Source organism: Acinetobacter sp. WCHA55 (assembly GCF_002165305.2).
Classification (GTDB): Bacteria; Pseudomonadota; Gammaproteobacteria; order Pseudomonadales; family Moraxellaceae; genus Acinetobacter.
The window spans coordinates 2,938,630-2,961,340 of record NZ_CP032286.1 but is presented as its reverse complement, the minus strand read 5'-3'; the positions used below and the strand labels follow the sequence as shown (position 1 = coordinate 2,961,340).

Here is a 22,711-nt window from a genome sequence, read left to right as displayed (position 1 = left end):
AATGTTCAGAAAGTAGCGTAGGCGATTGCTTTTTGATGATTTTGCCTATTTTTGAAGGTTGTAAGATGAAAATTTTAGTTCGTAATTTAGAGCGTACAGTGGCTGAAGCTGAACTGCTTGAATTATTTAAGCAATATGGCACAGTTGCATCATGTAATTTAATCCTTGATGCAGCAACAGGTAAATCGAAAGGTTTTGCTTTTGTTGAAATGCCGCATGCACGTGAGGCGATTAAAGCCATTAAAGGGCTAAATACACTACGTTTACATGGCACGGGTATTCGTGTCAAACAGGCGGAAGATAAACCTGAGAAGCCAGAAGCATAAGCAAAAAGGAGCAATAGATGCTCCTTTTTTATGGGATAAAATGAAAAAAATTTATCCAGCTTTATCGATTGTTGCTCCGATGGGTCGACACATTGCACAAGGAAAAAAGACTTTAGAAATACGTTCTTGGCGCCCTACACATTTGCCGTTGAAAAATTTATTGATTGTTGAAAATCAGCATTATTTGACACAAGAGGGTGATGAAGAGTTGGGGTATGCTGTTGCTATGGTTGATGTTGAGTCGATTCACTCATGGAGAGAAGATGAGTTTGATTCGGCTATGGCATCGTATTGGGAAGAGGGATATTGGGCTTGGGTACTGACAAATGTGCGTCCAATCCATATTTCGATGCCTGTCATAGCAAAAAGAAAGATTTATTTTATTGAAATAGATCATGCATAATTTTTATTATGCACTGCTGTATAGAAAGATTACTCTTAGAATTGTTATAAATGCCAAAATTTAGGAACACCCTTCATGACTCGTGTTGCCCGTTACCATGCTGATCGCACTAACCAAAAACTCTACTTTGCTCGACTTTCATGTCAACAAGCAGAGCAAATTGATCATGTGCAACAAGTTCAGGCTTACCGTGAGGCTGCTGTGTTTCACTTGCATGGCGCGGTGCTTGCGTTTCTACAAGAGCTGGTCCGTTACTACCGCTTAAATGACTTAAACCCAACGCTGAAGTCCATAGAAGAGCATATGGCAGCTAAAGGACAAGTCTCGCCTGAAGTGACTGTGATGCAACAACTGTCGAAAGAAGGTTTCATTGCTGAGTTAAAACGTGCTTATCGCTTGTGTCAGTATGCACCAGAGCCAAGTACGCCTGAACCGGAGTCAGAAACTTCATCCAATCTGATCATTAAAGTGACTCAAACTCCTCAAGCATGGTTACCCGATACCAAAATTTTACGTGAGTGGCATCGAGACTTAACAGCGTTGATTGATGGCTTTCGGAATGAGATGGTTGAATTCTAAAAGCGATGACCAACGCTTGAAGTTTGAAAATTTGTCCTTATATCAATAAGTCTAAGCGAAGCAAAGTGCAACTGCCTTTGCCACCATGTTGAACATGGAGGAAATATGTCTATAGAACAATTGAAAGAATTATTTGGAAATCAAGAAGCCATTTTAGAATTGGTTCAACTTGAAGGTGGTGAGCTCGCACTACGTAACGCAGGTTCGGAGAGTGCGCCTTTAGTCACGATCCAGTTTAATGAAGAGCTCAAAGCATTATTGGGTGACCAGACAACAGTCGTTGCTCAGCAGATGGTGCAAGCGGCTTTATACGGCTTACTTGAAAAACAAGTGGGTGAGTGGCAAGCTGAAGTAGTGGATGAAAAGCCACAGTTCTTCAGCTAAGCCGAATAAGAAAAACGCACTGAACAGTGCGTTTTTTTGTATTTGTGTTTGTTTATTAGTGGGTGGGTGCTTGATGATGTGCAATCTGAATTTGATTTAAAATATGATTGGTCATATTTTTAGCCATTTCCTCTTTTGCAAAATAAACTTCACCAATTTGATCGCGGCGAATCACTTCAGCTTCTTCTTTACTTTCCGCACACACCAAGACTTGAATTTCAGGATTGAGGGTTTTGGCGATATCCACGATTTTATGAATATCTAAAATATCCATCGGGGAAAGTACCAGCAGGCGCGCATGTTGAATATGGGCTTGAATTAGTACGCCAGGGTCTGTCGCCATCCCAGAAACAGCCGCAATGCCTTTTTCACGCAGATTTTCTACAATTTCACGGTTTTCTTCCGCAATTACGACTTTAATGTCTTCGGCCATCAATTGTTTGGTAATTCGACGCCCCACTTCACCATGTCCAACAATCACCACTTGATCACGTAAGTAGTCTTGTGAAACTTCATCAGGCAGCATTGCCAATGGGTCTCCACTACGTTCCAGTAAGCGTGCTAGATGTGAGCGCTCACGAATCCAGCGTTGTACAGGCTCAATTGCCGAGAACACAAAACTGTTTAAGGTAATGGAGATCAAAGCGCCTGCCAATATCAGGTTTTGTCCTTCTAAGGACAAGAGTTTAAGTGAAACCCCGAGTGTCGCTAAGATGAAGGAAAACTCACCAATTTGTGCCAGTGAAGCCCCTACAGTGAGAGCTGTATTGATGGGGTAGCGGAAAAAGAGCACCAACGCCATAGCCGCGATGGTTTTGCCGATCATGATAATGGCAACGACTGCAAGCACATGCACAGGTTGTTCCACTAATATACGTGGGTCAAATAACATGCCCACGGCAACAAAGAACAAAATGGCAAAAATTTCACGTAGAGGGAGAGTTTCTTCTTCGGCACGATGGCTAAAGTCAGACTCTTTAACGACCATCCCCGCAAAGAAAGCGCCCAGTGCCATGGAAACACCAAAAATTTTATAAGCACCGAAAGCAATGGATACCGCAGCAGCCACGACGGTTAAGGTAAACAGTTCACGCGAACCAAGGCGAGCGACAAATTGCATGATCATTGGAACAAGACGTTTCCCAATGATCAGCATAAAAGCAATGAAGCCTACCACTTTGAGCAGGGTGATGCCTAAGGTAAGCCAAATGTTGTCGTTACCACTGCCTGCAAAGGCTTCTCCGCCGAGTAGTGCTGCTGTAGCAGGTAAGAGTACCAATACCAATACCATGACCAGATCTTCAACCAAGAGCCAACCTACGGCAATTTTACCGTTGACCGAATTGAGTAGACCACGGTCTCCCAGTGCTTTGAGTAATACCACTGTGCTGGCACAAGACAGGCTTAAGCCGAAGACTAAGGCAGAGCCAAAACTCCACCCCCAGATCATACTGACGCCTATTCCGAGAAGGGTCGCGACAGCAATTTGTAAAATAGCACCTGGCAGTGCAATGCGTCGGACTTGTAATAAGTCATTGAGGGAAAAATGCATACCCACACCAAACATGAGGAACATAACCCCAAGTTCAGCCAATTGGTTCGCCAGATGAATGTCTGCGACAATACCGGGGGTATTGGGGCTAATAATGATACCGGCGATCAGGTAACCAATGAGCGGGGGAAGGCGTAAGCGTACTGCAAGATAGCCGAAAATGAGCGCAAGTCCAAAACCGACAGCAAGTAATATAATGAGATCTACGTCATGAGGCACTAAAAACTCCTTAAGCGAAAGTTAAGGGTGAAAAAGAAGCAAAGCACAAAAGGTGCCAAAAGAGATTAAAAGTTTAACAAGTCGAACGAAAAAAAAGCAAAAAAAAACGACCTAAAGCAGGTCGTTTTTTTCAAAAAACTAAAATTATTTAATTTTAGCTTCTTTGAAGATTACGTGTTGACGGATTTTTGGATCAAATTTTTTGATTTCCATTTTTTCCGGCATAGTACGTTTGTTCTTAGTTGTGGTATAGAAATAACCTGTACCAGCAGTAGAAACTAGGCGAATTTTATCACGCATGGTTCAGACTCCTTAGATCTTTTGACCTTGAGCACGTAGGTCAGCAACAACCTTCTCGATACCCAATTTGTCGATAATACGCATACCTTTTGTAGTTAGACGAAGACGTACGAAACGTTTTTCGCTTTCTAACCAGAAACGGTGGTGATGCAGGTTCGGCTCGAACCGGCGTTTGGTTTTGTTATTGGCGTGCGAGACGTTGTTGCCAACGACTGGACGCTTGCCGGTAACTTGGCAAACCTTAGACATGGTGAACTCCATTGCTAGACAGCACCGATTGTGCGCTAGTTATTAAGTAAACGGATGAAATCATTCAAGGGGCGTTTTATACCAAAAATGCGCTTAAAAGACAAGCGATTTTCATTAAAACTAGGCATGAACCAGTGCGATAGGTCATGCCTTGATCATTTAGCGAAGAAGGGTCTTTGAAATCAACTTGTGAATTGGTTTGTTAAACGGTGGGAGAATGAATTTCAAGCTATATAACTTGGGATTCGACATCACTGACCGTTCATGCGACAAACTGAAGAAACCTTCTGGACCATGATATTTCCCCATACCTGATGCACCAACGCCACCAAATGGTAAATCGTCTTGTGCGACATGGGTCAAAACCGTGTTTTGTCCGAAATGCCCTGAATGAGTACGCTGTGCAACATAATCTGCACGCGCCTGATCAAAGTCGAAGTAGTATAATGCAAGTGGGCGCGGACGGCTATTAATAAACTCGATCACATCGTCTATTTGATCATATTCCATGATCGGCAGCAGTGGCCCAAAGATTTCCTCTTGCATAATACGCATGTCAGGCGTGACCCCAGTTAACAGTGTAGGGGGCACTTTACGTGTATCGGCAAAAGTTTCATGGGCTGGGTTGATTTCAACTACCTGTGCACCATGCTCCCGTGCATTTTCAAGATAACCTTGTAAGCGGTTGTATTGGCGGTCATTAATAATCGATGTGTAGTCTGGATTATGCAGAATTTCGGGATACATCTCTTCCACACATTCACGGAAATGCTCAATGAACTCGGCGGTTTTACCTTTAGGTAAGAACATATAGTCAGGTGCGACACAGGTTTGACCTGCATTCCAGAGTTTTCCTGCGGCAATACGCTGTGCAACATCCCGTAAATGAATAGAAGGATGTACCAACACTGGTGATTTTCCACCAAGTTCTAGGATTAGTGGAACGAGGTTCTCTGCCGCAGCAGCCATGACGGTTTTACCAACATTGGTTGAACCTGTGAAAATGAGCTTATCAAAAGCCAGACGACAAAAGGCATCCGAGATCGCACCACCGCCATTGGTCACGGAAACTAACTCTTGAGGAAAGGCTTCAGAGAGTGCTTTTTCAAGGATGCGACCAAAGTTGCCAGATGAACTAGAAATTTTAATCATGGCGTGGTTGCCTGCCGCCAAAGCACAAATCAAGGGGCCAATCGAGAGTAATAAAGGATAGTTCCATGGGGTAATAATACCAATCACACCTAAAGGTTGATATTGCACCCATGCTTTAGCTGGCTGATGAATGATTGAAACGTGACGTTTCGAGGGTTTCATCCAGGTGGTTAAATGCTTGCTATAATATTTAATGTGTTCAAGACAGGTGAGTAATTCGCCAATTTTGGTTTCACTGGTGGAACGGTTGCCGTAGTCTTGATTAATTGCCTCTGCAAATTGATCTTGATACTTAACTAAGATACGCTTAAGTCGTGCCAAACGGTCAATACGCTCTTTTGCTGTTGGCAATGGATAGCGTAAATAAGCGTGCTTTTGTTGTTCAAGCACATCATGTAGGTGCTGAATATCATAAGAATGTGGTGTCAATGAAGTTGTTTTTGTTTGACTGTTCATGTTGCACTACCATTTCAAATTTCAATTTATGTTTAATTTTTAGAGTAATTGCTCTAATTAGTCAAGTTACTTTATGTGTTAGTCTTCTAATGCACTGAATGAATGGTTATTTTAGGATGTCTCAAACTAAAACGTTGAAAACCAAAGAACGTATTTTGCAACTCAGTTTGCAGCTTTTTAACGAGCGTGGAGAACGTTCTGTCACGACCAATCATATTGCCGCTGAATTGAATATGAGTCCGGGCAATTTGTATTATCACTTCCGTAATAAGAGCGAAATTATTAAGGAGTTGATGGAGCAGTATCAGAAAGAAACACTGGACATGCTGGCACTGCCAGATGATCGTGTTTTGGATGTGAATGATAAAATTAGTTATTTCCAAGTGTTAAGCAACCAATTGTGGGCCTATCGATTTTTACATCGTGATGTTTATCATTTAGTTGAAAATAACGAAGATTTTAGAAAAATGTATCCACGTTTTGCTGGACAGGTTATGCAACAAGGGCAAAAAATTTATCAGGCCTTTGTTGATGCTGGTTTAATGCAAATGACACCTTCTGAAATAGAAGCATTGGTGATTAATTTGTGGATTGTCCTCACCAACTGGACCAACTTCTTGTATATGTCTGGGCATATCAGTGATTCAAATCATCTTGAAGAGAAATGGGTTTGGCAAGCGTTGCGCCAAATGGTGTTCTTAGAAGGAGCGTATTTGCGCGGTGAAAGCCGTGAAACGTATGAGCGATTATTGGAAAGTTTTGGCCCGTCAGAACTTTTCGCGAGTCTTTCACATATGAAAAATAATTGAAGCCGAAAAACAAGCTATTTAGAAAGCGCGTGAAACACGGTAGAATACTCGGCTTATTTTGATTAGGTGTAACAAGAACCAACATGAACATGACAACTGCTAACACAGCACGTTTACTGATTACTTGTGAAGATAAACCAGGGATCGTGCAAGCTGTATCGAGCTTTTTGTATCATCAAGGCGCAAATATTACTGCGCTTGATCAATACGCGACTGAAGCTCAGGGCGGACGTTACTTTATGCGTGTTGAGTTTGAACTAGACAATTTACAGTCTCGTAAAGAAAGCATTACTCAAACTTTTGCTGTAAATGTAGCAGAGCGTTATGAAATGCAATGGCGCTTGGCGCTGGTCAGCGATGTGAAAAAAGTCGGGATTTTGGTGTCTAAAGTAGATCATGCCTTACTTGAGCTGTTATGGCGTCATGCGCGTGGCGGTTTACCGTGCGAAATTACTAAAGTGATTTCTAACCACGAAACTTTACGTGAAGCGGTTGAGAACTTTGGCATTCCGTTTGAAGTTGTCCCTGTGACTAAGGACAACAAACGTGAAGCTTATGCTGAAATTGATGAATTAATGCAAGGCAATGATTTATTGGTACTTGCGCGTTATATGCAAATTCTAGATGAAGCATTTGTTGAAAAGTGGGAAATGAAAGTGATCAACATTCACCATTCATTCCTACCTGCTTTTGTTGGTGCAAACCCATATAAGCAAGCGCATGAAAAAGGTGTAAAACTCATTGGTGCAACCGCACACTATGTCACTGCAGATCTGGATCAAGGTCCAATCATTGAGCAAGATGTAGAGCGTGTGAACCATGACTTTACGGTTGATCAATTACGTGAATTGGGTCAGGATGTTGAACGTAATGTCTTGGCACGCGCAGTGAAGTGGCACTTAGAAGACCGTATTATTGTTGATGGTAACAAAACAGTCGTTTTCCAATAAAAAATGGTTGCAAGCAATATTAAAAAAAAAGGCATACATTAAGTATGCCTTTTTTGTTTGGGTATGATTAGAAAAAACCATAAAAAGTGACAAATTAATAGTTGCAAATGAAAACACTTCTCATTTATCATTGCGCTACTTTATTGTACTAACCGATAAGCGTTATAGTGGAAACCGACACAGTAGCCACTCCGCTTAAATTAGGTCACCGATTTTAATGAGTTCAACAGTTATTTCTCCTATGCAGACTCCCAACCCGATGAAAAAGAAAGTTCTTGCTGCCTTGATCGCGGTTGTCGTGGGCCATATGGGCGTATTGTGGGCAGTGAACCACATGAAAGCTCCTGAACTCAAACCGATTGAAAAAGAACCTATGAAGGTTCGCTTCGTTAAAATTCAAGAACCACCAAAACCGCTACCACCTAAGCCGAAGGAAGAACCGAAAAAGGAACCGACGAAGCCGAAGGAAGTGAAGATTGTGGAAAAACCACAACCGACTCCACCGAAAAAGGTAGAAAAGGTTCAACAAGTTAAAAAAGCAGAAGTGGTTAAACCCGTTGTTAAACCAACCGAAACCCCAGTAAAACCGACAGTCACCACGACGACTACAGAGAAAAAAGTCGAAAAACCTGTCGAGAAACAAGAGCAAGCGAAACCTGTCACTCAAGCTGAACCTGCTGATACTTCACCTAAGTCGGTGTCGATTGGTGGTTCAGGTGTGCAATGGAGTCGCTCTCCAAAACCAGTTTATAGTAATCAAGATTTACAAGGTGAGAACCGTCGAGTCGTGGTGCTGATTGAGGCGAATGAAAAAGGGTCGATTGTAAATGCCCGTATTACGCGCTCAAGTGGTGTACCTGCTTTAGATGAAAAGATTTTAAGAGCTGTCAAAGGCGCTAAATTTAAACCTTATAAAGAAAATGGTGTGGCTTATCCAATTCGGGCTGAGCAACCATTTGATTTAGAATTGAATACAAAACGCTAACTTTATCAGGAGTTCGAGTATGAACTTTTCAGTTTATTGGCAACATGCTGATGCAGTCAGTAAAACACTGTATTTCATCTTGTTGGCAATGTCGATTGCAACGTGGACCATCTTTGTTTTACGTATCATGGGTACACGTCAATTGAAACAACAAGCTTATGCTCAACTTTCGCAAGCTTTAGCTAAGTTAAAATCGAAGTTTGCTGTGCTGAACTTTGAACAACGTAAAGCAGTTGCAGAGCAAGCACTTCTTCGTCAAATTTCTGCTGAAAAAGCAAATGCTGAGAAAGGTGTTTCAGTTCTAGGCACGATTGCATCGCTTGCACCGTTCGTGGGTTTGTTCGGTACAGTATGGGGGATTTTCCATGCCCTAGTTGCTGTTGGCAAAAGTGGTCAAGCGGGCTTAGCCCAAGTTGCAACTCCTGTGGGGGAAGCATTAATCATGACGGGTTTAGGTTTAGCTGTCGCGATTCCTGCTGTGTTAGCGTATAACATCTGTGCACGTGTGAACCGTACTTTAGCACATGAGCTTCAAGACCAAGCACACGGCTTGTTAATTGATACCATGTTGCAACAAGACTCAGCACCTGCGACAGTAGAAAGTAAAGCGACTCAACAAGGTTTAGTTGGAGGTCAAGCTTAATGGCTTTTCAATTGGGTGACGATAACGATGCTGGCATGAATGAGATGAACCTCATTCCGCTGATCGATATTATGCTGGTTTTGATGATCATCTTCTTGGTGACAGCGACCGTTGCCAACCCATCAATTCCATTAACTTTACCAAAAACGACGGCTGATATTGTGGATCCTCCACCTAAAGCTATTACAGTGAGCATTAATGCAAACGGCGAAGTGGCTTGGGATAATCAAGTGATTAGTTTGGAAGAACTACAAACGCGTTTTAATGAAGCGGGTGAGTTGGAAACCAAGCCAACGGTTCAACTTCGTGCAGATAAAGAATCTCGTTACGATATGGTGGCACAAGTCATGTCTCGTGCGAGTGAAGCTGGACTGGCAGATATTGCTTTCGTCAGTGATAACTAAGCTGATATAAAAAAAGCGACTCTTGAAGTCGCTTTTTTTTGGTGAGTTATTTGCTGTCTTTCAATAAAGCCTGAAACTTAGAGCGTAGCTTCATCAGTTTTGGTGGAATGGCAAAGTTACAATAACCTTGGGATGGATTCCGTGCATAAAAATTCTGATGATAATCCTCTGCGGCATAGAAGGTTGGTGCTGGGCTGAGTTCGGTCACAATATCGAGACCTTCAGCTTTTAAGTTAGCAATCGCCTGTTCCGCTACAGCACGCTGTGCATCATTAAAATAGTAAATGACTGAACGATACTGGGTTCCGACATCATTGCCTTGACGGTTGAGTGTTGTAGGATCATGAGTGGCAAAAAATACATCGAGCAGCTGAGCATAGCTGATTTGAGCTTCATCAAAATCAATTAAAATAACTTCGGCATGGTTGGTATCGCCATGACAAATGTCTTCATACGTTGGGTTGTCGGTATCTCCACCTGCATAACCACTGGTCACTTTATGTATGCCCTGAAGCTCTAAATAAACCGCTTCTACACACCAAAAACATCCACCACCAAAGAGTGCTTGTTGCATTTTAAAATCCTAATAGTGTTTATATCTGTTTATATAAGGGCTGATTGGTACAGTACAATGTTATTTGCTACAGATTAAAAAAGCCTGTGATTACAGGCTTTTTATAGAAACAATTTAACGTGGTTGAATGGCAGAGCCAAACTGTAGCAGCAAGTTACCATGTCGATCGAGTAGTTTTAGCGTTTTACCAAACACTTGGTAATGTGTCACTTTTGCCAGCGCTTCTTGGAACTGTTGCGGTACAGCACTGTTATTGATACAGGCCATTCGGGTGGTTGCGAGCTGGCTCAAGGTAAGCGTATCGCGTCCAACGGTATAGCTACCCATGATGCGGTTACAGCCATCTGCACCACTGATGCGATTATCGGTTGAAAACTGAAGGCTTGGAATATTACGTTCATTGGGTGCTGTTTTAATTTCGGTATTGCCCATTTGCGTCAAAATCCAAGTCCGTTGCTGAAGCTGTTGAATGTTGGTCATTTCAATGGTGTCGGATGGCGGTGGTGTCGTTTGGCAACCAGTCATGATTAAGCTACTCGCTAAAAGACTGCTTGCAATCAGTTTTTTTAACATGGGATCAGACTCTTATTGTGATGTATTGTCTGAACTATCAAAGCAAATTTTGCCCTTGATTGCCAGTTTTAACTTGCAGATTTTCGTTGCAGACCTTAGCGAGTTTGGTCAACAGGTAAACCCTGGCGAATAAGCTGTGAATACTCACGACTGGTTAACTCTGTTTCTTTGCTTACGCGTGGGTTGATATGGGCTTTTTGATACCACGTTTTGATATCCCACTGCGGACTAATCGCACCTAAGTCATACAGATAGTCCGGTAAATAGCCTGAAGCTAAAATACGATAGTCCGTTGGTAAAGCGTCATGTGAAACGGCTTGAACCATGTCAAATACCAAAGTGGTGCAATTACTGGTGAGGGTGTTATACCACTTAGGATATTTGGCGAGCTCGTCGGCCTTATGTAAATACTCTACAAATAGTGCTTTACTTTCAGCCTGTCCGAGGAGGACAGGAAAGAAATAGACTTGTTCATGACGAATATTACTGCGGGTATACACAATATCATGTTCGTCTGAGGCTACTAAACTTAGCTCATATTTTCTAAAAAAACCGCCAATCGCTGAAAATTCTTCATTTTTCTCTTTGCGAATTTCAATGGAAAAGGTCAGCGGTGCAGTATTGGCAAAATCAAAACTGACCAAGGTATGTGCGATTTGCGGCCCCATCCAGTATGAGGTAATGATATTGACTCCAGTGATTTGATTTAGATCGAAAGAGCGGGTATCCCAATGCTCAGTATAAGAGCCGTCAGGGTGCCATGTGAAATTACGGACATTATGAAGGGTGACATGGTCACCTTGTTTTTCATAATGCAAGATTTTTGCTACTTCAGGTTGCCAGTCGCGGTCTTGGCGAGCATCTAAACTAAAATACCAAGACAACGCCAGTAAAAAGCCAAGGAGATAAAGGATGATATCGAGGCGACGACCAAAAAAGCTTTGGGTGATATAGATGCCTAAAATGCTGAGCGCAAAAGCAATCCAGATCCCAATAAAAATACGGCTAATCAACCAGCCCAAAGGCTCTTGAATCCACAATGCAAAACACAGCCAAATTGAACTGAACAAGACAAAAATACTAAACAGGGTGTGGAGTAATCCAAAGCCCAGTGTCCGCCAAAATTCTATTTTGATCATGATATGCATCGTGCTTTTAGCAAAAAGAATATGCTTTATTTTTGATAGCTTGCGAACTCAAAAGCAACTCCAGTTTTGTCATCAATATGTTGTTCTGACGCCACTTTTTTGAATGCTGCTGGAATGGCAGGGTAATGCGCATCACCTTGCACATCGAGTTCAACATGCGTGAGCTCTAAACGGTCTGCAATGTCGATGGTCTGTTTGAAAATTTCACCGCCACCAATGATAAAAATACTTTCTGGTTTTTCTGAAGCTTGAACATCGGCAACAGCTTGCGTTAAAGCCTCTTCGATGCTGTAAGCCACCTTTGTGCCTTCAAAAGCCCAAGAAGTGTCGCGAGTAATGACCCAATTGACACGCTTGGGTAATGTACGGCCCATCGATTCCAGCGTTTTACGCCCCATGATGACTACACCACCTTGGGTGATGGCTTTGAAATGTTTTAGATCGGCTGAAATATGCCAAGGTAGGTCATTGCCTTTACCAATACAGCGTTGCTGATCCATTGCGACTACATGTACAACTTCTAAGTTTTGAAAGGTCATTACGCGCTCAAATGTTGGGTCATATTTCTTATTCTTCCTTAAGGAGAGGAAGAACATCTATGGATAAACCTCAATCCCGCTGATGCAAGGCGAGATTGAATTGGGCTTTATCAGCTTTAAACAGCGACAGGTGCTTTAATCCCTGGATGTGATTCATAACCCACAATTTCAATATCTTCAAATTTAAAGTCGAAAATATCTTTAACCGCAGGATTGAGTTTCAGTTGGCACAGTCCTAAAGGTTCACGGCTTAACTGAAGCTTCGCTTGCTCAAAATGGTTGGCATATAAATGCGTATCTCCACCCGTCCAAACAAAGTCCCCAACACCTAAACCGCAGACTTGCGCGATCATATGGGTGAGTAGCGCATAACTGGCAATATTAAAAGGCACACCTAAAAATACATCGGCACTGCGCTGATAGAGTTGACAAGACAGTTTGCCGTTATGGACAAAGAATTGGAAAAGAGTGTGGCATGGAGGAAGAGCAACTTGCGCAGCTTCTTGTGGATTCCAACCCGATACAATTAGACGGCGTGAGTTTGGATTGGTTTTAATTTCATTGACTAACCACGCAATTTGGTCAAAACCATCTTGTTCATATAAACCATCTGCTTTTTGGGTTGCACCAAAATTACGCCATTGATGGCCATATACAGGCCCTAGTTCACCTTCAGGGCGACCAAAACGCGCAGTTTGTTCTGCGGTTGACCATTCGTCCCAAATACTGACTTTGTTGTCCTGTAAATATTGCACATTGGTATCGCCTTTTAAGAACCACAAAAGCTCAATCACGATCGAACGAAAGTGCACTTTTTTAGTGGTTAATAAAGGGAAGCCTTGAGAAAGATCAAAGCGCATTTGATGACCAAATACCGAGCGCGTACCTGTACCAGTACGGTCGCCTTTATCACCACCGTGATCGAGGATGTGTTGTAACAGGTCTAAATACGTTTTCATAAAACTCTCAAATAAACAATTTGGGAGAGCAGACTTCTTATATAGAAGTGCCTGTTCTATCCAATCTAAATTATAAAATCTGCGGATGATTATACTGAATTGTGCAGTATAGCGCACCAAGATTGGTGGTTCAGGCGGCATGATTGATTATATAAAAGTTATGGGAAATCTGTTGTAGTTAGTCAAATTAAAGGCGTTTGCATGAGAGCAGTAAATTACAACAGTAGTTGTTTTTTATACTTCAGTTTTCTGCTGTTGAGACTGCTTTTTACTGGATCTAAATAGGTAGCCATTTAGATGGGCAATCCATTCCATATCTAAGGACTTCGTTGGACGATGGTGAAACATTTGCGCTTAAGATGAAAAAGGACTTGGTTAAGGATTAAATTTTTTAGTTAATTTATGTTTTAAAAAGTACGGAGAAAAGAAAACCTTAGAAAGGTTGTGTTGCATTTTGAAAAAAAATATTACATTTACGACATGAAAGTTCAATGCTGAGCGGTTAGTATTTCGAACTCGAAAAGATGTAAGACCCTGATGATTGGGAGGAGTGTTGGTTTTAGTATGCCTTATGATCAAAACGTGAATATGAACGAAGTCTATGCGCCTGCGCAAACCAATATCATAATACGTTCCCAGTCAGAGAGAAACGTTACCGCTGCTGAAATCCTGACCTCGAAGAAGGCAAGAGAAAGAGCAATCAATAGTAATCAACGCGTAGATATTGAAAAATTTACGGGGTTTCTAAAAAATATTACTCGTCAAACCAGTACTCAGAAATGTGCGAAAAGCATTCGCTTAGGTCTAGAGTCTGCGGGTGCACGCTTTAAAAGCCATCCTGTGGCGGCGGCGGATTGGGGTAAGACATTAACCAGCATTGGTTATCGTAAAATCAATTTATCTTTTGATCAGCCTAAAAAAGGCGATATTTATATTATCGACCGTACTGCAAAAAACCGTTATGGACATATTGCCGCTTATTCAGGCAATGGTTGGGTTTCTGATTTTAAACAAAGTGGTTATGCGGTTTACCGTAACCAAAATGTGAACTACAGCTATTATCGAATGGATTAAGATGTTGACGGGATGTAGCGCAATTCCACATCCCGATTAAACTCTTTTTTCACGCTGTGCGTGAATCGATACTAAAAATAAACCAATTCCACTAAAGCCAATACACTGAAGCGCAAGCGCAATTTTATCTTCCGCGGGTAGATAGCCCAACAAACAAATCAGGGCAATCAGTGGTAGAAAAATCACCAAACGAGAAAAACCTTCTCGATACGGATTGTCTTGAGCAATCTTCAAGTGCGCACCGCGCAGCAGATGCGTTGCAATGCCAATCACTAGACTCAAACCAATAAAGATCACGCCAAGCTGCTGAACTTGTGCTGCCATAAAAATCATCACGCAAGTGGCAACACAAATGATGAGTTTAATTTGACGGCTACAGCGTTCAGAATACCAAAAGTTCAACATGATTTATTTGGACTCAGGCTGAGTATTGCTATGCAAAAGAGACAGGGGGGAAAATAGGCAAATCCCCAACGCCATAAAACCAATCCCTTGCGCACCTGGAATCAGCAGCTCACCATCTTTAATATTCATAAAAATCAGTGCTAAGAGTAGGGCAATCGGAATCCAAGTCAGTAGGCGGTATAGAAAACCTGTAGGGTTTTTGGCCGCAAAATGAATTTTGCAGTAACGACAAATCAGAAAAACAATCCCAGTACCCAAGAACATTAAAATGGCATAGAGACTCAGGGGGTCCATCCAATACAACACACCTGTTACAACAGAAATCACAATAAAAATAAGTAATTTTTTAAGAATGGAAATAGAGGGATTAAACCAAAATTCGAGCATGGGCGTGATGTATTTTAAAAACCAAACATACGTCACTTTAGCATAGTTTGGCCCTAAAAAAGGGGGCAACAATGCCCCCAATATTTTATCCACTCATCGGATTAGCCATTCTTCTTTTGTGGCCCCCAATCATAGATGTTCTTGTGATAGGCGTACCACATCATCCACGCGCCGACCAAAATCATTGGTAGACTAAGGAATTGGCCTTTACTCATCCATGCAATAAACAACTGTCCATTGTCAGGCTCACGGAAGAACTCTACGATGAAGCGGGCCATACCATAACCAATCAGGAAGAGGGCAGACACAGCCATACGTGGACGTGGTTTTGAGCTGAACCACCACAAGACGATGAACAGCAGTAAGCCTTCAAAAAAGGCTTGATAGAGTTGAGAGGGGTGACGAACCAGTTGTAATGGGTCGGTTGGAAAGATCATACCGAGCGCAAAGTTCGGGTCGCTTACAGGGCGTCCATAGAGTTCCCCACCAATAAAGTTACCAAAGCGTCCAAACATAAGACCTGTAGGTACACAGGGAGCAATGAAGTCTAGGGTTTGGAACCATGTCATGGCGTACTTCTTACACCAGAACAGCATGGCAAGCATTACACCCAAGAAACCGCCGTGGAAACTCATACCACCTGTCCAGACTTGGAATAGCCAAACAGGGTTGGCAAGGAATTGCTCAAAGCCATAAAAGAAGACGTAACCGACACGACCACCAATTACCACACCTAGAGCACCATAGAAGATCAGATCGGAAACCATGTCAGGTGTCCAACCACGTTCTTTCGCGCGGTAGCTTGCAAGTCCCCAAGCAAATAAAAAGGCCAATAAATACATCAGTCCGTACCAATGCACCTGTAAAGGGCCAAGTGCGATTGCGACGGGATCAATATTTGGATAGGTCAGCATGCATATTCCTAGTCATTATGTTTTGAACAGATTTTAGCTGAAAGAGATGAAAAATGTTGTACATTCAATGTGTAAAGATGATGAGTATCGTTTATGTGTATTGTGGCAATAGCATGGCAAGTCTTGGACGATTTGCCATTGTGTTTGATTTCAAATCGAGATGAGTTCTATCAGCGTCCTTCGAGTCATTTAAAGCAATGGGAAAATAGTCCGATTATTGCAGGGCAAGATTTGCAGTCTGGTGGTACATGGATGGGTATAACGCCCACAGGACGTTGGGCAGTTTTGACCAATTTTCGTGATGGACGGGATCAAACTAGCTATCCAACGTCTCGTGGACATTTGATTCAATCTTTTTTAGAGTCTGAACAAACGCCCATTCGTTTTGCACAAGACTTAGAGAAAAAACAATGTGACTATGCGGGTTTTAATCTTTTTATGGGGGATCGGCATCAGGCGGTTTATATGAGCAATCGTGGTGAAGCACCACAGGTTCTTCCGAAAGGCGTATATGTGGTGTCTAATGGTTTGATGACTGAACATTGGGAAAAAACCAAACATTTACGTCAACGCTTTACCCAAGAGTTTTTACCGATGTTGCAACAAGCGAACAGCTTACAAAGTGAGTTAGGGACGGCAGCTTGGGATATTTTGGAGGATGAGCGTAAGATTATTTCAGGCTTGTTACCGCAAACTGGTATTAGTCAGGAGATGGAAGAATTATTGTCTTCGACCTTTATTCAAAGTCCTATTTATGGGACACGTTGTTCTAACTTCCTACGCATGACCCATGAACATTGGTCTTGGCTTGAAAAGCAGCAGCAAGGCGAGTTTAAAGGAAAAATTACGGAACAAATTGTGCCATTTGAGCTATAAAAAATGCCGACATGAAGTCGGCATTTTTACAAGTGCGTTATTTAACCTGCAATTAGACCACCATCATTTCGTGTAATAACCACTGTGGCTGAACGAGGACGAGCTGTATTATTTGCACGATCTGTTTGGCTTGCAGGCCAGTGGCTGGTTGGTGCATCAAAGCTCTTAGAGTCTTCACCTGGGTGCTGTACATTAATGAAAATGGCTTTGTGATCTGGTGTCATCGTTACCCCTGTAATTTCACATTCTGCAGGACCTGTTAAGAAGCGACGTAAGTTTTCATCCGTGACTTTAGCTCCCATAAGAGTGGTCTGGTTATTAGAGGTTGTTGCAACGCCACCATCACCAACTTGACCTGGTAAAGCTGCAAGCATCATACAGTTAGTGACATCCGTATATGCACCATCATCTGTTTGAATCCAAAGCACACCACGAGGGTCAAACCACATACCATCAGGTGAAGATAAGTCGTTGCGGTCATTCAACCCTGAAAGGTTGATGTTTGAATCCATGGATGCTTCCGCACCAAACAAGTAAATATCCCACTCAAAAGTTTCAGCAGCTGAATTTTCTTCTTTGAAACGAATGATATGGCCATTTACATTCCCTTTACCACCTTCAGGATCGGTATAGTTTCGAGGATTTGCTGCATCTGTTGTATAGCTTGTTCCTCGGTTCGAGTTGTTGGTGAGTGTGACATAGACTTCGCCATTTTCTGGATTCACAGCGACCCATTCAGGACGATCCATTTTCGTTGCACCGACGGTATCACCTGCTAAACGAGCAAATGTAAGCACTTCAGCTTGAGAATTAAATGGATAAATGACGTTTTGTTCATTTAGCCCATTTTTCCCATACGTTAATTCAACCCATTGTCCTGTACCATCGGCATTAAACTTGGCAACATAGAACTTACCATTGTTCATGTATTTGTCGCCTGCACGATAACCAGTGTTGATATCTTTAGGATCCCATTTTGCATCAGAGACAAATTTATAGATGTATTCACCACGCGAGTCATCTCCCATGTAGAAGGCAAATGGTTGACCTTCAATCGCACGGCTTGCTCGACAGTCTTCATGTGCAAAACGACCGAGTGCAGTACGTTTCACAGGATTTTGACGACCATCAAATGGGTCAATTTCAACAATCCAACCAAATGTATTTGGACCATTACGGAAATCTTGTGCAGTTGTTACACCTTTCATGGAAGCATCCCAACGATCATATAAATCTTGAGATTCAATTGAGCCAACGGCTGTTTCCCAAGCATAGCGTGAGTTTGTATCCAAATAGGCAGTACGGTTTTGTGCATCTTTATTCGGAATTTTTTTACCTGAACCATCAAGAATATAAATAATTTGCCCTTTCTCATCTTTTTTAGGGGTGCCATCTGCATTTTTTTCGTATAGATAATCGATGCTTAAACCTAAGCCGTAACGTTTGAGTGCAATTTTTTCTTTGTCTGAGCGTCCTGCATATTCATCTGCACCTGAACGTTTGAAATATCCAATAAAGTTCTCTTCTGTAGTTAAATATGTACCCCAAGGTGTGTAGCCATTACCACAGTTGTTGTGCGTGCCACGAGTTTTGAGCCCCACAGGTGAATATTGTGTTGCAAGTAAAGAGTTACCAGCAACTGGACCATTAAAGTCCATGATTGTTGAGCCTGTAATACGACGATTGAAAATAGAATTTTGTACAATTTCAACTTTCTGATTTGTCTTGTCTTTCTTGATGTGAACTACGGAGACACCATGTGCATTGACTTCACGAATTACTTCGTCTTCAGGACGTCGGCCATTGGGTTTAGTTGGCCCTTGAGGATGTAGGAATGTTGGGTTGATGTATTCATGATTCATCACCAAAAGACCTTGTTCTGACGCAGACGAATCATAACGGCCAGTTGTGTTATTTAAACCAAAAAAACTCATACCATCATGGCAATCACCTGAACGGAATTGAAAACTCGGACCAGATGGAATATTTTGGTCATCCCAAGCTGCATAGGCTGGGTTAATAGAATCGCCCATTGCATAGAGTACAGTTGCTGTATAGCCTTCAGGCACTGTAACCCAGTCATTTAAGTTTTTATCAACTGGGGTAAATGTCAATTTCTGTGGTCGTACGTTTGGATCGGTTGGAGGAGTTGTTTCATTGTTTGTAGAATTATCATCATCTCCACACGCTGTTAAGCTTGATGCTAATGCTAACGCAGCCGCGCCACTTGCAGTTTTCTTAATTAAGCTACGGCGTGAAATGTGTTTTTCTAAAATATCGCGAAAATGCGTATTGCTTGAGTTATTGTTATCGAGTTCTTGGTCTTCGTGATACGGGGCTTGATATGTCATGTCTTTTCCTAGCGTCTTTGCTTGGTCGTTTTTAGAAAGTTACAAACAAGGTAAAGCGCCAATATGACAAGGTGGTGAAGTTTATATGTCAAAAACATGAAATGATCGTTAGTTCGTTTTGCCATAAAAAAGCAGGCAATTTTGCCCGCTCATTGTTTTCAATCGAAGAAGCTTAAGCTTCAGACGCTCGTTTTTTTTCAATCAATTTTCCAAAAAAAAGACCAATCTCAAATAAAAGCCACATTGGTATCGCGAGCATAATCATTGAAAGGGCATCTGGCGGGGTCACAAACATAGCAACAAAAAAACAGCCGACAATAATGAACTTTCGTTTTTCAACCAATTGTTGGGTACTTACCACACCAATCAAGATGAGTATCAACGTAACAATAGGAATTTCAAATGTTAAGCCAAAAACCAAAAACAGTTTTAGACAGAAGCTGAGATAGCTGTTGATGTCTGTCATTGGAGCCACGGTGTCAGGGGAAACACTGATAAAAAAGTGCAAAATGGATGGCAGTGCAATCAAATAAGCGAAAGCTACACCAGCATAAAACAAAGCAATACTACCAACCAAAAGAGGCATTGCGAGTGATTTTTCTTTTTCGTATAGCGCAGGTTTTACAAAAGCCCAAAGCTGATAAATGATAAAAGGCATGGCCAGCATGAGGGCTACAAAAAAGTTCAGTTTAAATGGTGCCATAAAGGTAGCAGTAACATCTGTTGCAATCATAGACGAGCTAACTGGAAGTTGTGCTCGTAAGGGTTCAGATAGCATTTGGTAGCTTTGATTGGCAAAGGGCAATAAACAGAAAAACAAAATCAGAATTAAACCGACGATTTTAAATAAATGACCTCTTAAGATAATCAAGTGTTTCGTAATCGGCATTTCTTCAAGCAACAGTTGATCTGAGTCTTGAGTCACTGTGGGGCTTAAGTTATTAGATTTCATACAGCCTCCCGCATCGGTTCAAAGCGATTTTGAACACAGCCCAAATAAGTCACTGAATCTATAGATGACTTTGGTTTTATAGGTTGAAGTGTAAGTAATACGGGTGTCTTTTGATTCACATACTGATAAGTATGGGAGATATTTTTATTATCGAGTGTGGCAGTTTCTTGGTACTTTTCATTTGCCAAAATATTTTGTTGTTGTATGTGTTGCATCTGAGCTTGCATTTTTTGTTCAAGCTCCTGAATTCGCTTCATTTCATTTTGCATTTGCTCACGTAATTCGGACATGCGCAGCTCACGGTCAATGTCATTTTGCACATTACTGACCATACGTTTGACTTTGCCATACCACTTTCCTGCAAAGCGCGCTGCTTCAGGTAACTTCTCTGGTCCAAGAACCAATAGTGTAATAATGCCGAACACCAAAAGCTCTGTCATGCCGATATTGAGCATCGCAAAACTCCAATGACTTAATGTTTGACGGTTGAGTTGGTTGGGTTGCTATTCTGATGTTCTAAGGTGCGGGGTTCATTTAGCTGAGCTGCTTCAGCATCCTCATCACGGATTGATTTCTTAAAGTCTTTCACTGCACCACCGACATCTTTGCCTAAGTTCTTAAGCTTGGCTGTGCCAAAAAGAAGAATAACCACAATTGCAAAAATTAGTACGTGCCAAATTGATAGTCCCGCCATGGGTAGATCCTCATCATTTTTTCGTTTTCCCTATATCAACAGTCTTGTGTGACATTGCGGTGACGATGATGTTTCAATTTCAAGACAAGATGATTGCTTCGCACAGATTTTGAGAAAAAGCGGTGTTATGATGATTAGGTGAAATTTCAAGGATGTTGAAGTGACGTTGCTGCTGCCTCTGTTGGCCTTTCTTAGTGGTTTATTCCTTGCATCCACCCCGTTGGCAACACGGTTGAAAACAGGCTTTTCAAGTCTTTTAGCACGTTGTTTTATTCCGATTGTGATTGTCTACAACATGGTGTTTTATCAGGCTGGTAGCTTCAGTCTGATGCTATTCAGTTTTGTCGTGGCAGTGCTCTTATTTTACTTTTTCCACTATTTTTCAAAGAATAAATTAAGTGCCTTATGTTTTAGTTATGTCAATATGGCATGGCTAGGCTTTCCTTTTGCGATTGCATTGTTTGGCACAAAAATTAGTCCAGCGATGGTGGCTTTATATATCGGCGGCTCTATTTTTGGCAATCTTTGGGCTGTGACGGCCGTGAGCCAAACACCGTTACCTTTTTCATTAATTTTAAAAAAAGTACTCTGTGCTCCACCCATGATTGCTTTGATTCTGGCCCTTATTTTTCGTTCTGTTGGGGTGCAACATTGGTCACAGCATGATCTGATTGATGTGGTTTATAGTTTAGCCAAATTTGGTATGAGCTTCTCTGGTATGTGTGTATTGGGCATGTGGTTGAGGCACACCAAAGTTGAGAAAGCGGACTTGTGGCAAAGTAGTCGGACGGCTTTGTTAAAATTAGCATGTGGCGCGGTGCTGTGTGGGCTGAGTTATCGTTACGTCGCTATTCCTAATATTGAACAATATATTGGGGTGATGTTCTTATTGTTTTGTTTACCGCCAGCCGCCAATATTGTGGCTTTGGAAACGCATTATCAGGGTACAGGCACGTCGGCAAAATACATTGCTTCAGGTACAATCATCAGCTGTGTCGTGGTGAGTATTTATGGCCTATTGCTGCATGTATTTGCTGTGATCTAAGCACTCACTTCTAGCTAGAAATGCATCGTACTGCTGCGCAAGGGTGATAGATGGAATATAGAAAACCTCTTGCCACCATCCTCCCAAAAGGGAGAAGGGGCAACATTGAGCAGCTTATTTTTTATTGTTCTAAACTGGCTTTAAACAGTTGCATCGCCTGACCACGATGGCTGATTTTATTTTTTTCTTCTTTGCTCATTTCTGCACTTGAGAGTCCTAAGTTCGGTAACCAAAACAGTGGGTCATAACCAAAACCATTTTCACCGCGAGCAGCCTCGAGTACTTCACCTTTCCAAATACCTTGGAAAATTTGTGGAAGAGGATCATCGGCATGTTGTACTAAGGCTAAAACGCATACAAACATGCCTTCAATCGTCTCACCTTCTTTACGCAGTGGCTTGAGTTCAGCTAATAGCTTTTGGTTATTGGCCGCATCATCGCCGTGTTCACCTGCATAACGCGCAGAGTAAATCCCTGGTGCACCACCTAAAACTGGAACACAAATCCCTGAGTCATCTGCAATGGCTGGTTTTCCTGAAATTCTAGAAGCATGGCGCGCTTTAATAATTGCATTTTCGACAAAGCTCAAACCATCTTCAATGGCATCTTCAATATTCAATTTACCTTGAGCAATCACTTCGACAGGTAAGTTGAGTTCTGCAAATAATTTTTCAAATTCAGCAATTTTACCTTTGTTATTGCTTGCGAGGACTAACGTGCCTTGAGATAACCAATCAGTTGATGCCATGTGAAAGATCCGTGCTTTAAAAACTATGCGGTTATTTTAACAAGTCCGACTCATGGATAGG

The 22,711-nt window shown here is 41.9% G+C and carries 29 protein-coding genes; 12 read left to right on the top strand and 17 right to left on the bottom strand.

The features are described 5' to 3' along the window. Positions 1-65 precede the first annotated feature (65 nt). The 4 genes from CDG62_RS17025 to CDG62_RS17010 all read left to right on the top strand — a co-directional run bounded on the left by CDG62_RS17025 (position 66) and on the right by CDG62_RS17010 (position 1,692). The gene (locus tag CDG62_RS17025; protein ID WP_004692489.1) at positions 66-326 is read left to right on the top strand and encodes an RNA recognition motif domain-containing protein; all 261 of its coding nucleotides are present in this window, start codon (positions 66-68) and stop codon (positions 324-326) included. A gap of 40 nt (positions 327-366) precedes the next feature. Next, positions 367-729 (top strand): ASCH domain-containing protein, encoded by a 363-nt coding sequence (locus CDG62_RS17020; RefSeq protein ID WP_171405723.1) that lies wholly within the window; start codon positions 367-369, stop codon positions 727-729. 75 nt (positions 730-804) lie between these two features. Beyond that, positions 805-1,308, top strand: coding sequence for a DUF6586 family protein (locus CDG62_RS17015; RefSeq protein ID WP_087527663.1), 504 nt, complete (start codon positions 805-807; stop codon positions 1,306-1,308). Positions 1,309-1,413: 105 nt separating this feature from the next. Beyond that, positions 1,414-1,692, top strand: a complete 279-nt coding sequence (locus CDG62_RS17010; RefSeq protein WP_004692486.1) for a hypothetical protein — start codon at positions 1,414-1,416, stop codon at positions 1,690-1,692. A gap of 55 nt (positions 1,693-1,747) precedes the next feature. Here the strand turns inward: CDG62_RS17010 and CDG62_RS17005 are convergent, their stop codons facing one another. The 4 genes from CDG62_RS17005 to CDG62_RS16990 form a co-directional block, all read right to left on the bottom strand. Further along, positions 1,748-3,463 (bottom strand): cation:proton antiporter, encoded by a 1,716-nt coding sequence (locus CDG62_RS17005; RefSeq protein WP_087527662.1) that lies wholly within the window; start codon positions 3,461-3,463, stop codon positions 1,748-1,750. A gap of 144 nt (positions 3,464-3,607) precedes the next feature. Then, entirely contained in the window at positions 3,608-3,763 is a 156-nt protein-coding gene (rpmG, locus tag CDG62_RS17000; RefSeq protein ID WP_003654787.1) for a 50S ribosomal protein L33, read from the bottom strand. A 12-nt stretch (positions 3,764-3,775) separates the two neighbouring features. Further along, positions 3,776-4,012 carry a 50S ribosomal protein L28 gene (gene rpmB / locus CDG62_RS16995; RefSeq protein WP_000048256.1) on the bottom strand — a complete coding sequence of 79 codons (237 nt, stop codon included), beginning with the start codon at positions 4,010-4,012 and terminating at the stop codon, positions 3,776-3,778. Between the two features lie 159 nt (positions 4,013-4,171). Beyond that, complete coding sequence (locus CDG62_RS16990; protein WP_087527661.1) at positions 4,172-5,620, bottom strand: coniferyl aldehyde dehydrogenase; 1,449 nt, start codon at positions 5,618-5,620, stop codon at positions 4,172-4,174. A gap of 116 nt (positions 5,621-5,736) precedes the next feature. Between CDG62_RS16990 and CDG62_RS16985 the strand changes: the two genes are divergently transcribed. From CDG62_RS16985 to CDG62_RS16965, 5 genes are all read left to right on the top strand, one after another. After that, positions 5,737-6,429, top strand: coding sequence for a TetR/AcrR family transcriptional regulator (locus CDG62_RS16985; protein ID WP_087527660.1), 693 nt, complete (start codon positions 5,737-5,739; stop codon positions 6,427-6,429). Positions 6,430-6,512: 83 nt separating this feature from the next. Then, positions 6,513-7,379 (top strand): formyltetrahydrofolate deformylase, encoded by an 867-nt coding sequence (gene purU / locus CDG62_RS16980; protein WP_087527659.1) that lies wholly within the window; start codon positions 6,513-6,515, stop codon positions 7,377-7,379. 217 nt (positions 7,380-7,596) lie between these two features. Continuing rightward, positions 7,597-8,364, top strand: coding sequence for an energy transducer TonB (locus CDG62_RS16975; RefSeq protein WP_087527658.1), 768 nt, complete (start codon positions 7,597-7,599; stop codon positions 8,362-8,364). Between the two features lie 19 nt (positions 8,365-8,383). After that, the gene (locus tag CDG62_RS16970; RefSeq protein ID WP_087527657.1) at positions 8,384-9,007 is read left to right on the top strand and encodes a MotA/TolQ/ExbB proton channel family protein; all 624 of its coding nucleotides are present in this window, start codon (positions 8,384-8,386) and stop codon (positions 9,005-9,007) included. Continuing rightward, positions 9,007-9,411, top strand: a complete 405-nt coding sequence (locus tag CDG62_RS16965) for an ExbD/TolR family protein (RefSeq protein WP_058868889.1) — start codon at positions 9,007-9,009, stop codon at positions 9,409-9,411. Before CDG62_RS16970 ends, CDG62_RS16965 begins: the two co-directional genes overlap by 1 nt. A gap of 46 nt (positions 9,412-9,457) precedes the next feature. On the opposite strand, the gene msrA is transcribed toward CDG62_RS16965, so the two are convergent. From msrA to thyA, 5 genes are all read right to left on the bottom strand, one after another. Then, positions 9,458-9,985, bottom strand: coding sequence for a peptide-methionine (S)-S-oxide reductase MsrA (gene msrA / locus CDG62_RS16960; protein ID WP_087527656.1), 528 nt, complete (start codon positions 9,983-9,985; stop codon positions 9,458-9,460). Between the two features lie 114 nt (positions 9,986-10,099). Further along, on the bottom strand, positions 10,100-10,558 hold the full coding sequence (locus CDG62_RS16955) for an META domain-containing protein (protein ID WP_087527655.1): 459 nt from the start codon (positions 10,556-10,558) through the stop codon (positions 10,100-10,102). Between the two features lie 95 nt (positions 10,559-10,653). After that, on the bottom strand, positions 10,654-11,706 hold the full coding sequence (locus CDG62_RS16950; RefSeq protein WP_087527654.1) for a DUF4105 domain-containing protein: 1,053 nt from the start codon (positions 11,704-11,706) through the stop codon (positions 10,654-10,656). Between the two features lie 26 nt (positions 11,707-11,732). After that, a complete protein-coding gene (locus CDG62_RS16945) occupies positions 11,733-12,245 on the bottom strand; it encodes a dihydrofolate reductase (protein ID WP_087527653.1) in 513 nt (170 codons plus the stop codon). Between the two features lie 116 nt (positions 12,246-12,361). Continuing rightward, entirely contained in the window at positions 12,362-13,204 is an 843-nt protein-coding gene (gene thyA, locus CDG62_RS16940) for a thymidylate synthase (RefSeq protein ID WP_087527652.1), read from the bottom strand. Positions 13,205-13,768: 564 nt separating this feature from the next. Here thyA and CDG62_RS16935 point away from each other — a divergent pair. Beyond that, the gene (locus tag CDG62_RS16935) at positions 13,769-14,278 is read left to right on the top strand and encodes a CHAP domain-containing protein (protein ID WP_087527651.1); all 510 of its coding nucleotides are present in this window, start codon (positions 13,769-13,771) and stop codon (positions 14,276-14,278) included. A 36-nt stretch (positions 14,279-14,314) separates the two neighbouring features. Here CDG62_RS16935 and CDG62_RS16930 read toward each other — a convergent pair whose 3' ends face one another. The 3 genes from CDG62_RS16930 to lgt all read right to left on the bottom strand — a co-directional run bounded on the left by CDG62_RS16930 (position 14,315) and on the right by lgt (position 15,984). Next, positions 14,315-14,683, bottom strand: a complete 369-nt coding sequence (locus CDG62_RS16930; RefSeq protein WP_087527650.1) for a hypothetical protein — start codon at positions 14,681-14,683, stop codon at positions 14,315-14,317. 3 nt (positions 14,684-14,686) lie between these two features. Then, complete coding sequence (locus tag CDG62_RS16925) at positions 14,687-15,070, bottom strand: AzlD domain-containing protein (RefSeq protein WP_087527695.1); 384 nt, start codon at positions 15,068-15,070, stop codon at positions 14,687-14,689. Between the two features lie 101 nt (positions 15,071-15,171). Further along, positions 15,172-15,984 (bottom strand): prolipoprotein diacylglyceryl transferase, encoded by an 813-nt coding sequence (gene lgt, locus CDG62_RS16920; RefSeq protein ID WP_087527649.1) that lies wholly within the window; start codon positions 15,982-15,984, stop codon positions 15,172-15,174. A gap of 93 nt (positions 15,985-16,077) precedes the next feature. Between lgt and CDG62_RS16915 the strand changes: the two genes are divergently transcribed. Continuing rightward, positions 16,078-16,860, top strand: coding sequence for an NRDE family protein (locus CDG62_RS16915; RefSeq protein ID WP_087527648.1), 783 nt, complete (start codon positions 16,078-16,080; stop codon positions 16,858-16,860). 41 nt (positions 16,861-16,901) lie between these two features. On the opposite strand, the gene CDG62_RS16910 is transcribed toward CDG62_RS16915, so the two are convergent. The 4 genes from CDG62_RS16910 to CDG62_RS16895 all read right to left on the bottom strand — a co-directional run bounded on the left by CDG62_RS16910 (position 16,902) and on the right by CDG62_RS16895 (position 20,857). Further along, on the bottom strand, positions 16,902-19,211 hold the full coding sequence (locus tag CDG62_RS16910) for a PhoX family protein (protein ID WP_087527647.1): 2,310 nt from the start codon (positions 19,209-19,211) through the stop codon (positions 16,902-16,904). Between the two features lie 172 nt (positions 19,212-19,383). Next, positions 19,384-20,163: a twin-arginine translocase subunit TatC gene (gene tatC / locus CDG62_RS16905; protein ID WP_087527646.1), complete on the bottom strand. Its 780-nt coding sequence runs from the start codon at positions 20,161-20,163 to the stop codon at positions 19,384-19,386. After that, the gene (gene tatB, locus CDG62_RS16900) at positions 20,160-20,618 is read right to left on the bottom strand and encodes a Sec-independent protein translocase protein TatB (RefSeq protein WP_087527645.1); all 459 of its coding nucleotides are present in this window, start codon (positions 20,616-20,618) and stop codon (positions 20,160-20,162) included. Before tatB ends, tatC begins: the two co-directional genes overlap by 4 nt. Positions 20,619-20,635: 17 nt before the next feature. Then, the gene (locus tag CDG62_RS16895; RefSeq protein ID WP_087527644.1) at positions 20,636-20,857 is read right to left on the bottom strand and encodes a Sec-independent protein translocase subunit TatA; all 222 of its coding nucleotides are present in this window, start codon (positions 20,855-20,857) and stop codon (positions 20,636-20,638) included. A 160-nt stretch (positions 20,858-21,017) separates the two neighbouring features. Between CDG62_RS16895 and CDG62_RS16890 the strand changes: the two genes are divergently transcribed. Continuing rightward, entirely contained in the window at positions 21,018-21,902 is an 885-nt protein-coding gene (locus CDG62_RS16890; RefSeq protein ID WP_087527643.1) for a permease, read from the top strand. A gap of 121 nt (positions 21,903-22,023) precedes the next feature. Here the strand turns inward: CDG62_RS16890 and rdgB are convergent, their stop codons facing one another. Continuing rightward, positions 22,024-22,650: an RdgB/HAM1 family non-canonical purine NTP pyrophosphatase gene (gene rdgB / locus CDG62_RS16885; protein WP_087527642.1), complete on the bottom strand. Its 627-nt coding sequence runs from the start codon at positions 22,648-22,650 to the stop codon at positions 22,024-22,026. Between the last annotated feature and the right edge of the window lie 61 nt (positions 22,651-22,711).

Coding starts and splice junctions, on each gene's coding strand:
- CDG62_RS17025 (WP_004692489.1), top strand. CDS start 66: ATGAAAATTTTAGTTCGTAATTTAGAGCGTACAGTGGCTGAAGCTGAA.
- CDG62_RS17020 (WP_171405723.1), top strand. CDS start 367: ATGAAAAAAATTTATCCAGCTTTATCGATTGTTGCTCCGATGGGTCGA.
- CDG62_RS17015 (WP_087527663.1), top strand. CDS start 805: ATGACTCGTGTTGCCCGTTACCATGCTGATCGCACTAACCAAAAACTC.
- CDG62_RS17010 (WP_004692486.1), top strand. CDS start 1,414: ATGTCTATAGAACAATTGAAAGAATTATTTGGAAATCAAGAAGCCATT.
- rpmG (WP_003654787.1), bottom strand. CDS start 3,763: ATGCGTGATAAAATTCGCCTAGTTTCTACTGCTGGTACAGGTTATTTC.
- rpmB (WP_000048256.1), bottom strand. CDS start 4,012: ATGTCTAAGGTTTGCCAAGTTACCGGCAAGCGTCCAGTCGTTGGCAAC.
- CDG62_RS16990 (WP_087527661.1), bottom strand. CDS start 5,620: ATGAACAGTCAAACAAAAACAACTTCATTGACACCACATTCTTATGAT.
- CDG62_RS16985 (WP_087527660.1), top strand. CDS start 5,737: ATGTCTCAAACTAAAACGTTGAAAACCAAAGAACGTATTTTGCAACTC.
- purU (WP_087527659.1), top strand. CDS start 6,513: ATGAACATGACAACTGCTAACACAGCACGTTTACTGATTACTTGTGAA.
- CDG62_RS16975 (WP_087527658.1), top strand. CDS start 7,597: ATGAGTTCAACAGTTATTTCTCCTATGCAGACTCCCAACCCGATGAAA.
- CDG62_RS16970 (WP_087527657.1), top strand. CDS start 8,384: ATGAACTTTTCAGTTTATTGGCAACATGCTGATGCAGTCAGTAAAACA.
- CDG62_RS16965 (WP_058868889.1), top strand. CDS start 9,007: ATGGCTTTTCAATTGGGTGACGATAACGATGCTGGCATGAATGAGATG.
- msrA (WP_087527656.1), bottom strand. CDS start 9,985: ATGCAACAAGCACTCTTTGGTGGTGGATGTTTTTGGTGTGTAGAAGCG.
- CDG62_RS16955 (WP_087527655.1), bottom strand. CDS start 10,558: ATGTTAAAAAAACTGATTGCAAGCAGTCTTTTAGCGAGTAGCTTAATC.
- CDG62_RS16950 (WP_087527654.1), bottom strand. CDS start 11,706: ATGCATATCATGATCAAAATAGAATTTTGGCGGACACTGGGCTTTGGA.
- CDG62_RS16945 (WP_087527653.1), bottom strand. CDS start 12,245: ATGACCTTTCAAAACTTAGAAGTTGTACATGTAGTCGCAATGGATCAG.
- thyA (WP_087527652.1), bottom strand. CDS start 13,204: ATGAAAACGTATTTAGACCTGTTACAACACATCCTCGATCACGGTGGT.
- CDG62_RS16935 (WP_087527651.1), top strand. CDS start 13,769: ATGCCTTATGATCAAAACGTGAATATGAACGAAGTCTATGCGCCTGCG.
- CDG62_RS16930 (WP_087527650.1), bottom strand. CDS start 14,683: ATGTTGAACTTTTGGTATTCTGAACGCTGTAGCCGTCAAATTAAACTC.
- CDG62_RS16925 (WP_087527695.1), bottom strand. CDS start 15,070: ATGCTCGAATTTTGGTTTAATCCCTCTATTTCCATTCTTAAAAAATTA.
- lgt (WP_087527649.1), bottom strand. CDS start 15,984: ATGCTGACCTATCCAAATATTGATCCCGTCGCAATCGCACTTGGCCCT.
- CDG62_RS16915 (WP_087527648.1), top strand. CDS start 16,078: ATGTGTATTGTGGCAATAGCATGGCAAGTCTTGGACGATTTGCCATTG.
- CDG62_RS16910 (WP_087527647.1), bottom strand. CDS start 19,211: ATGACATATCAAGCCCCGTATCACGAAGACCAAGAACTCGATAACAAT.
- tatC (WP_087527646.1), bottom strand. CDS start 20,163: ATGAAATCTAATAACTTAAGCCCCACAGTGACTCAAGACTCAGATCAA.
- tatB (WP_087527645.1), bottom strand. CDS start 20,618: ATGCTCAATATCGGCATGACAGAGCTTTTGGTGTTCGGCATTATTACA.
- CDG62_RS16895 (WP_087527644.1), bottom strand. CDS start 20,857: ATGGCGGGACTATCAATTTGGCACGTACTAATTTTTGCAATTGTGGTT.
- rdgB (WP_087527642.1), bottom strand. CDS start 22,650: ATGGCATCAACTGATTGGTTATCTCAAGGCACGTTAGTCCTCGCAAGC.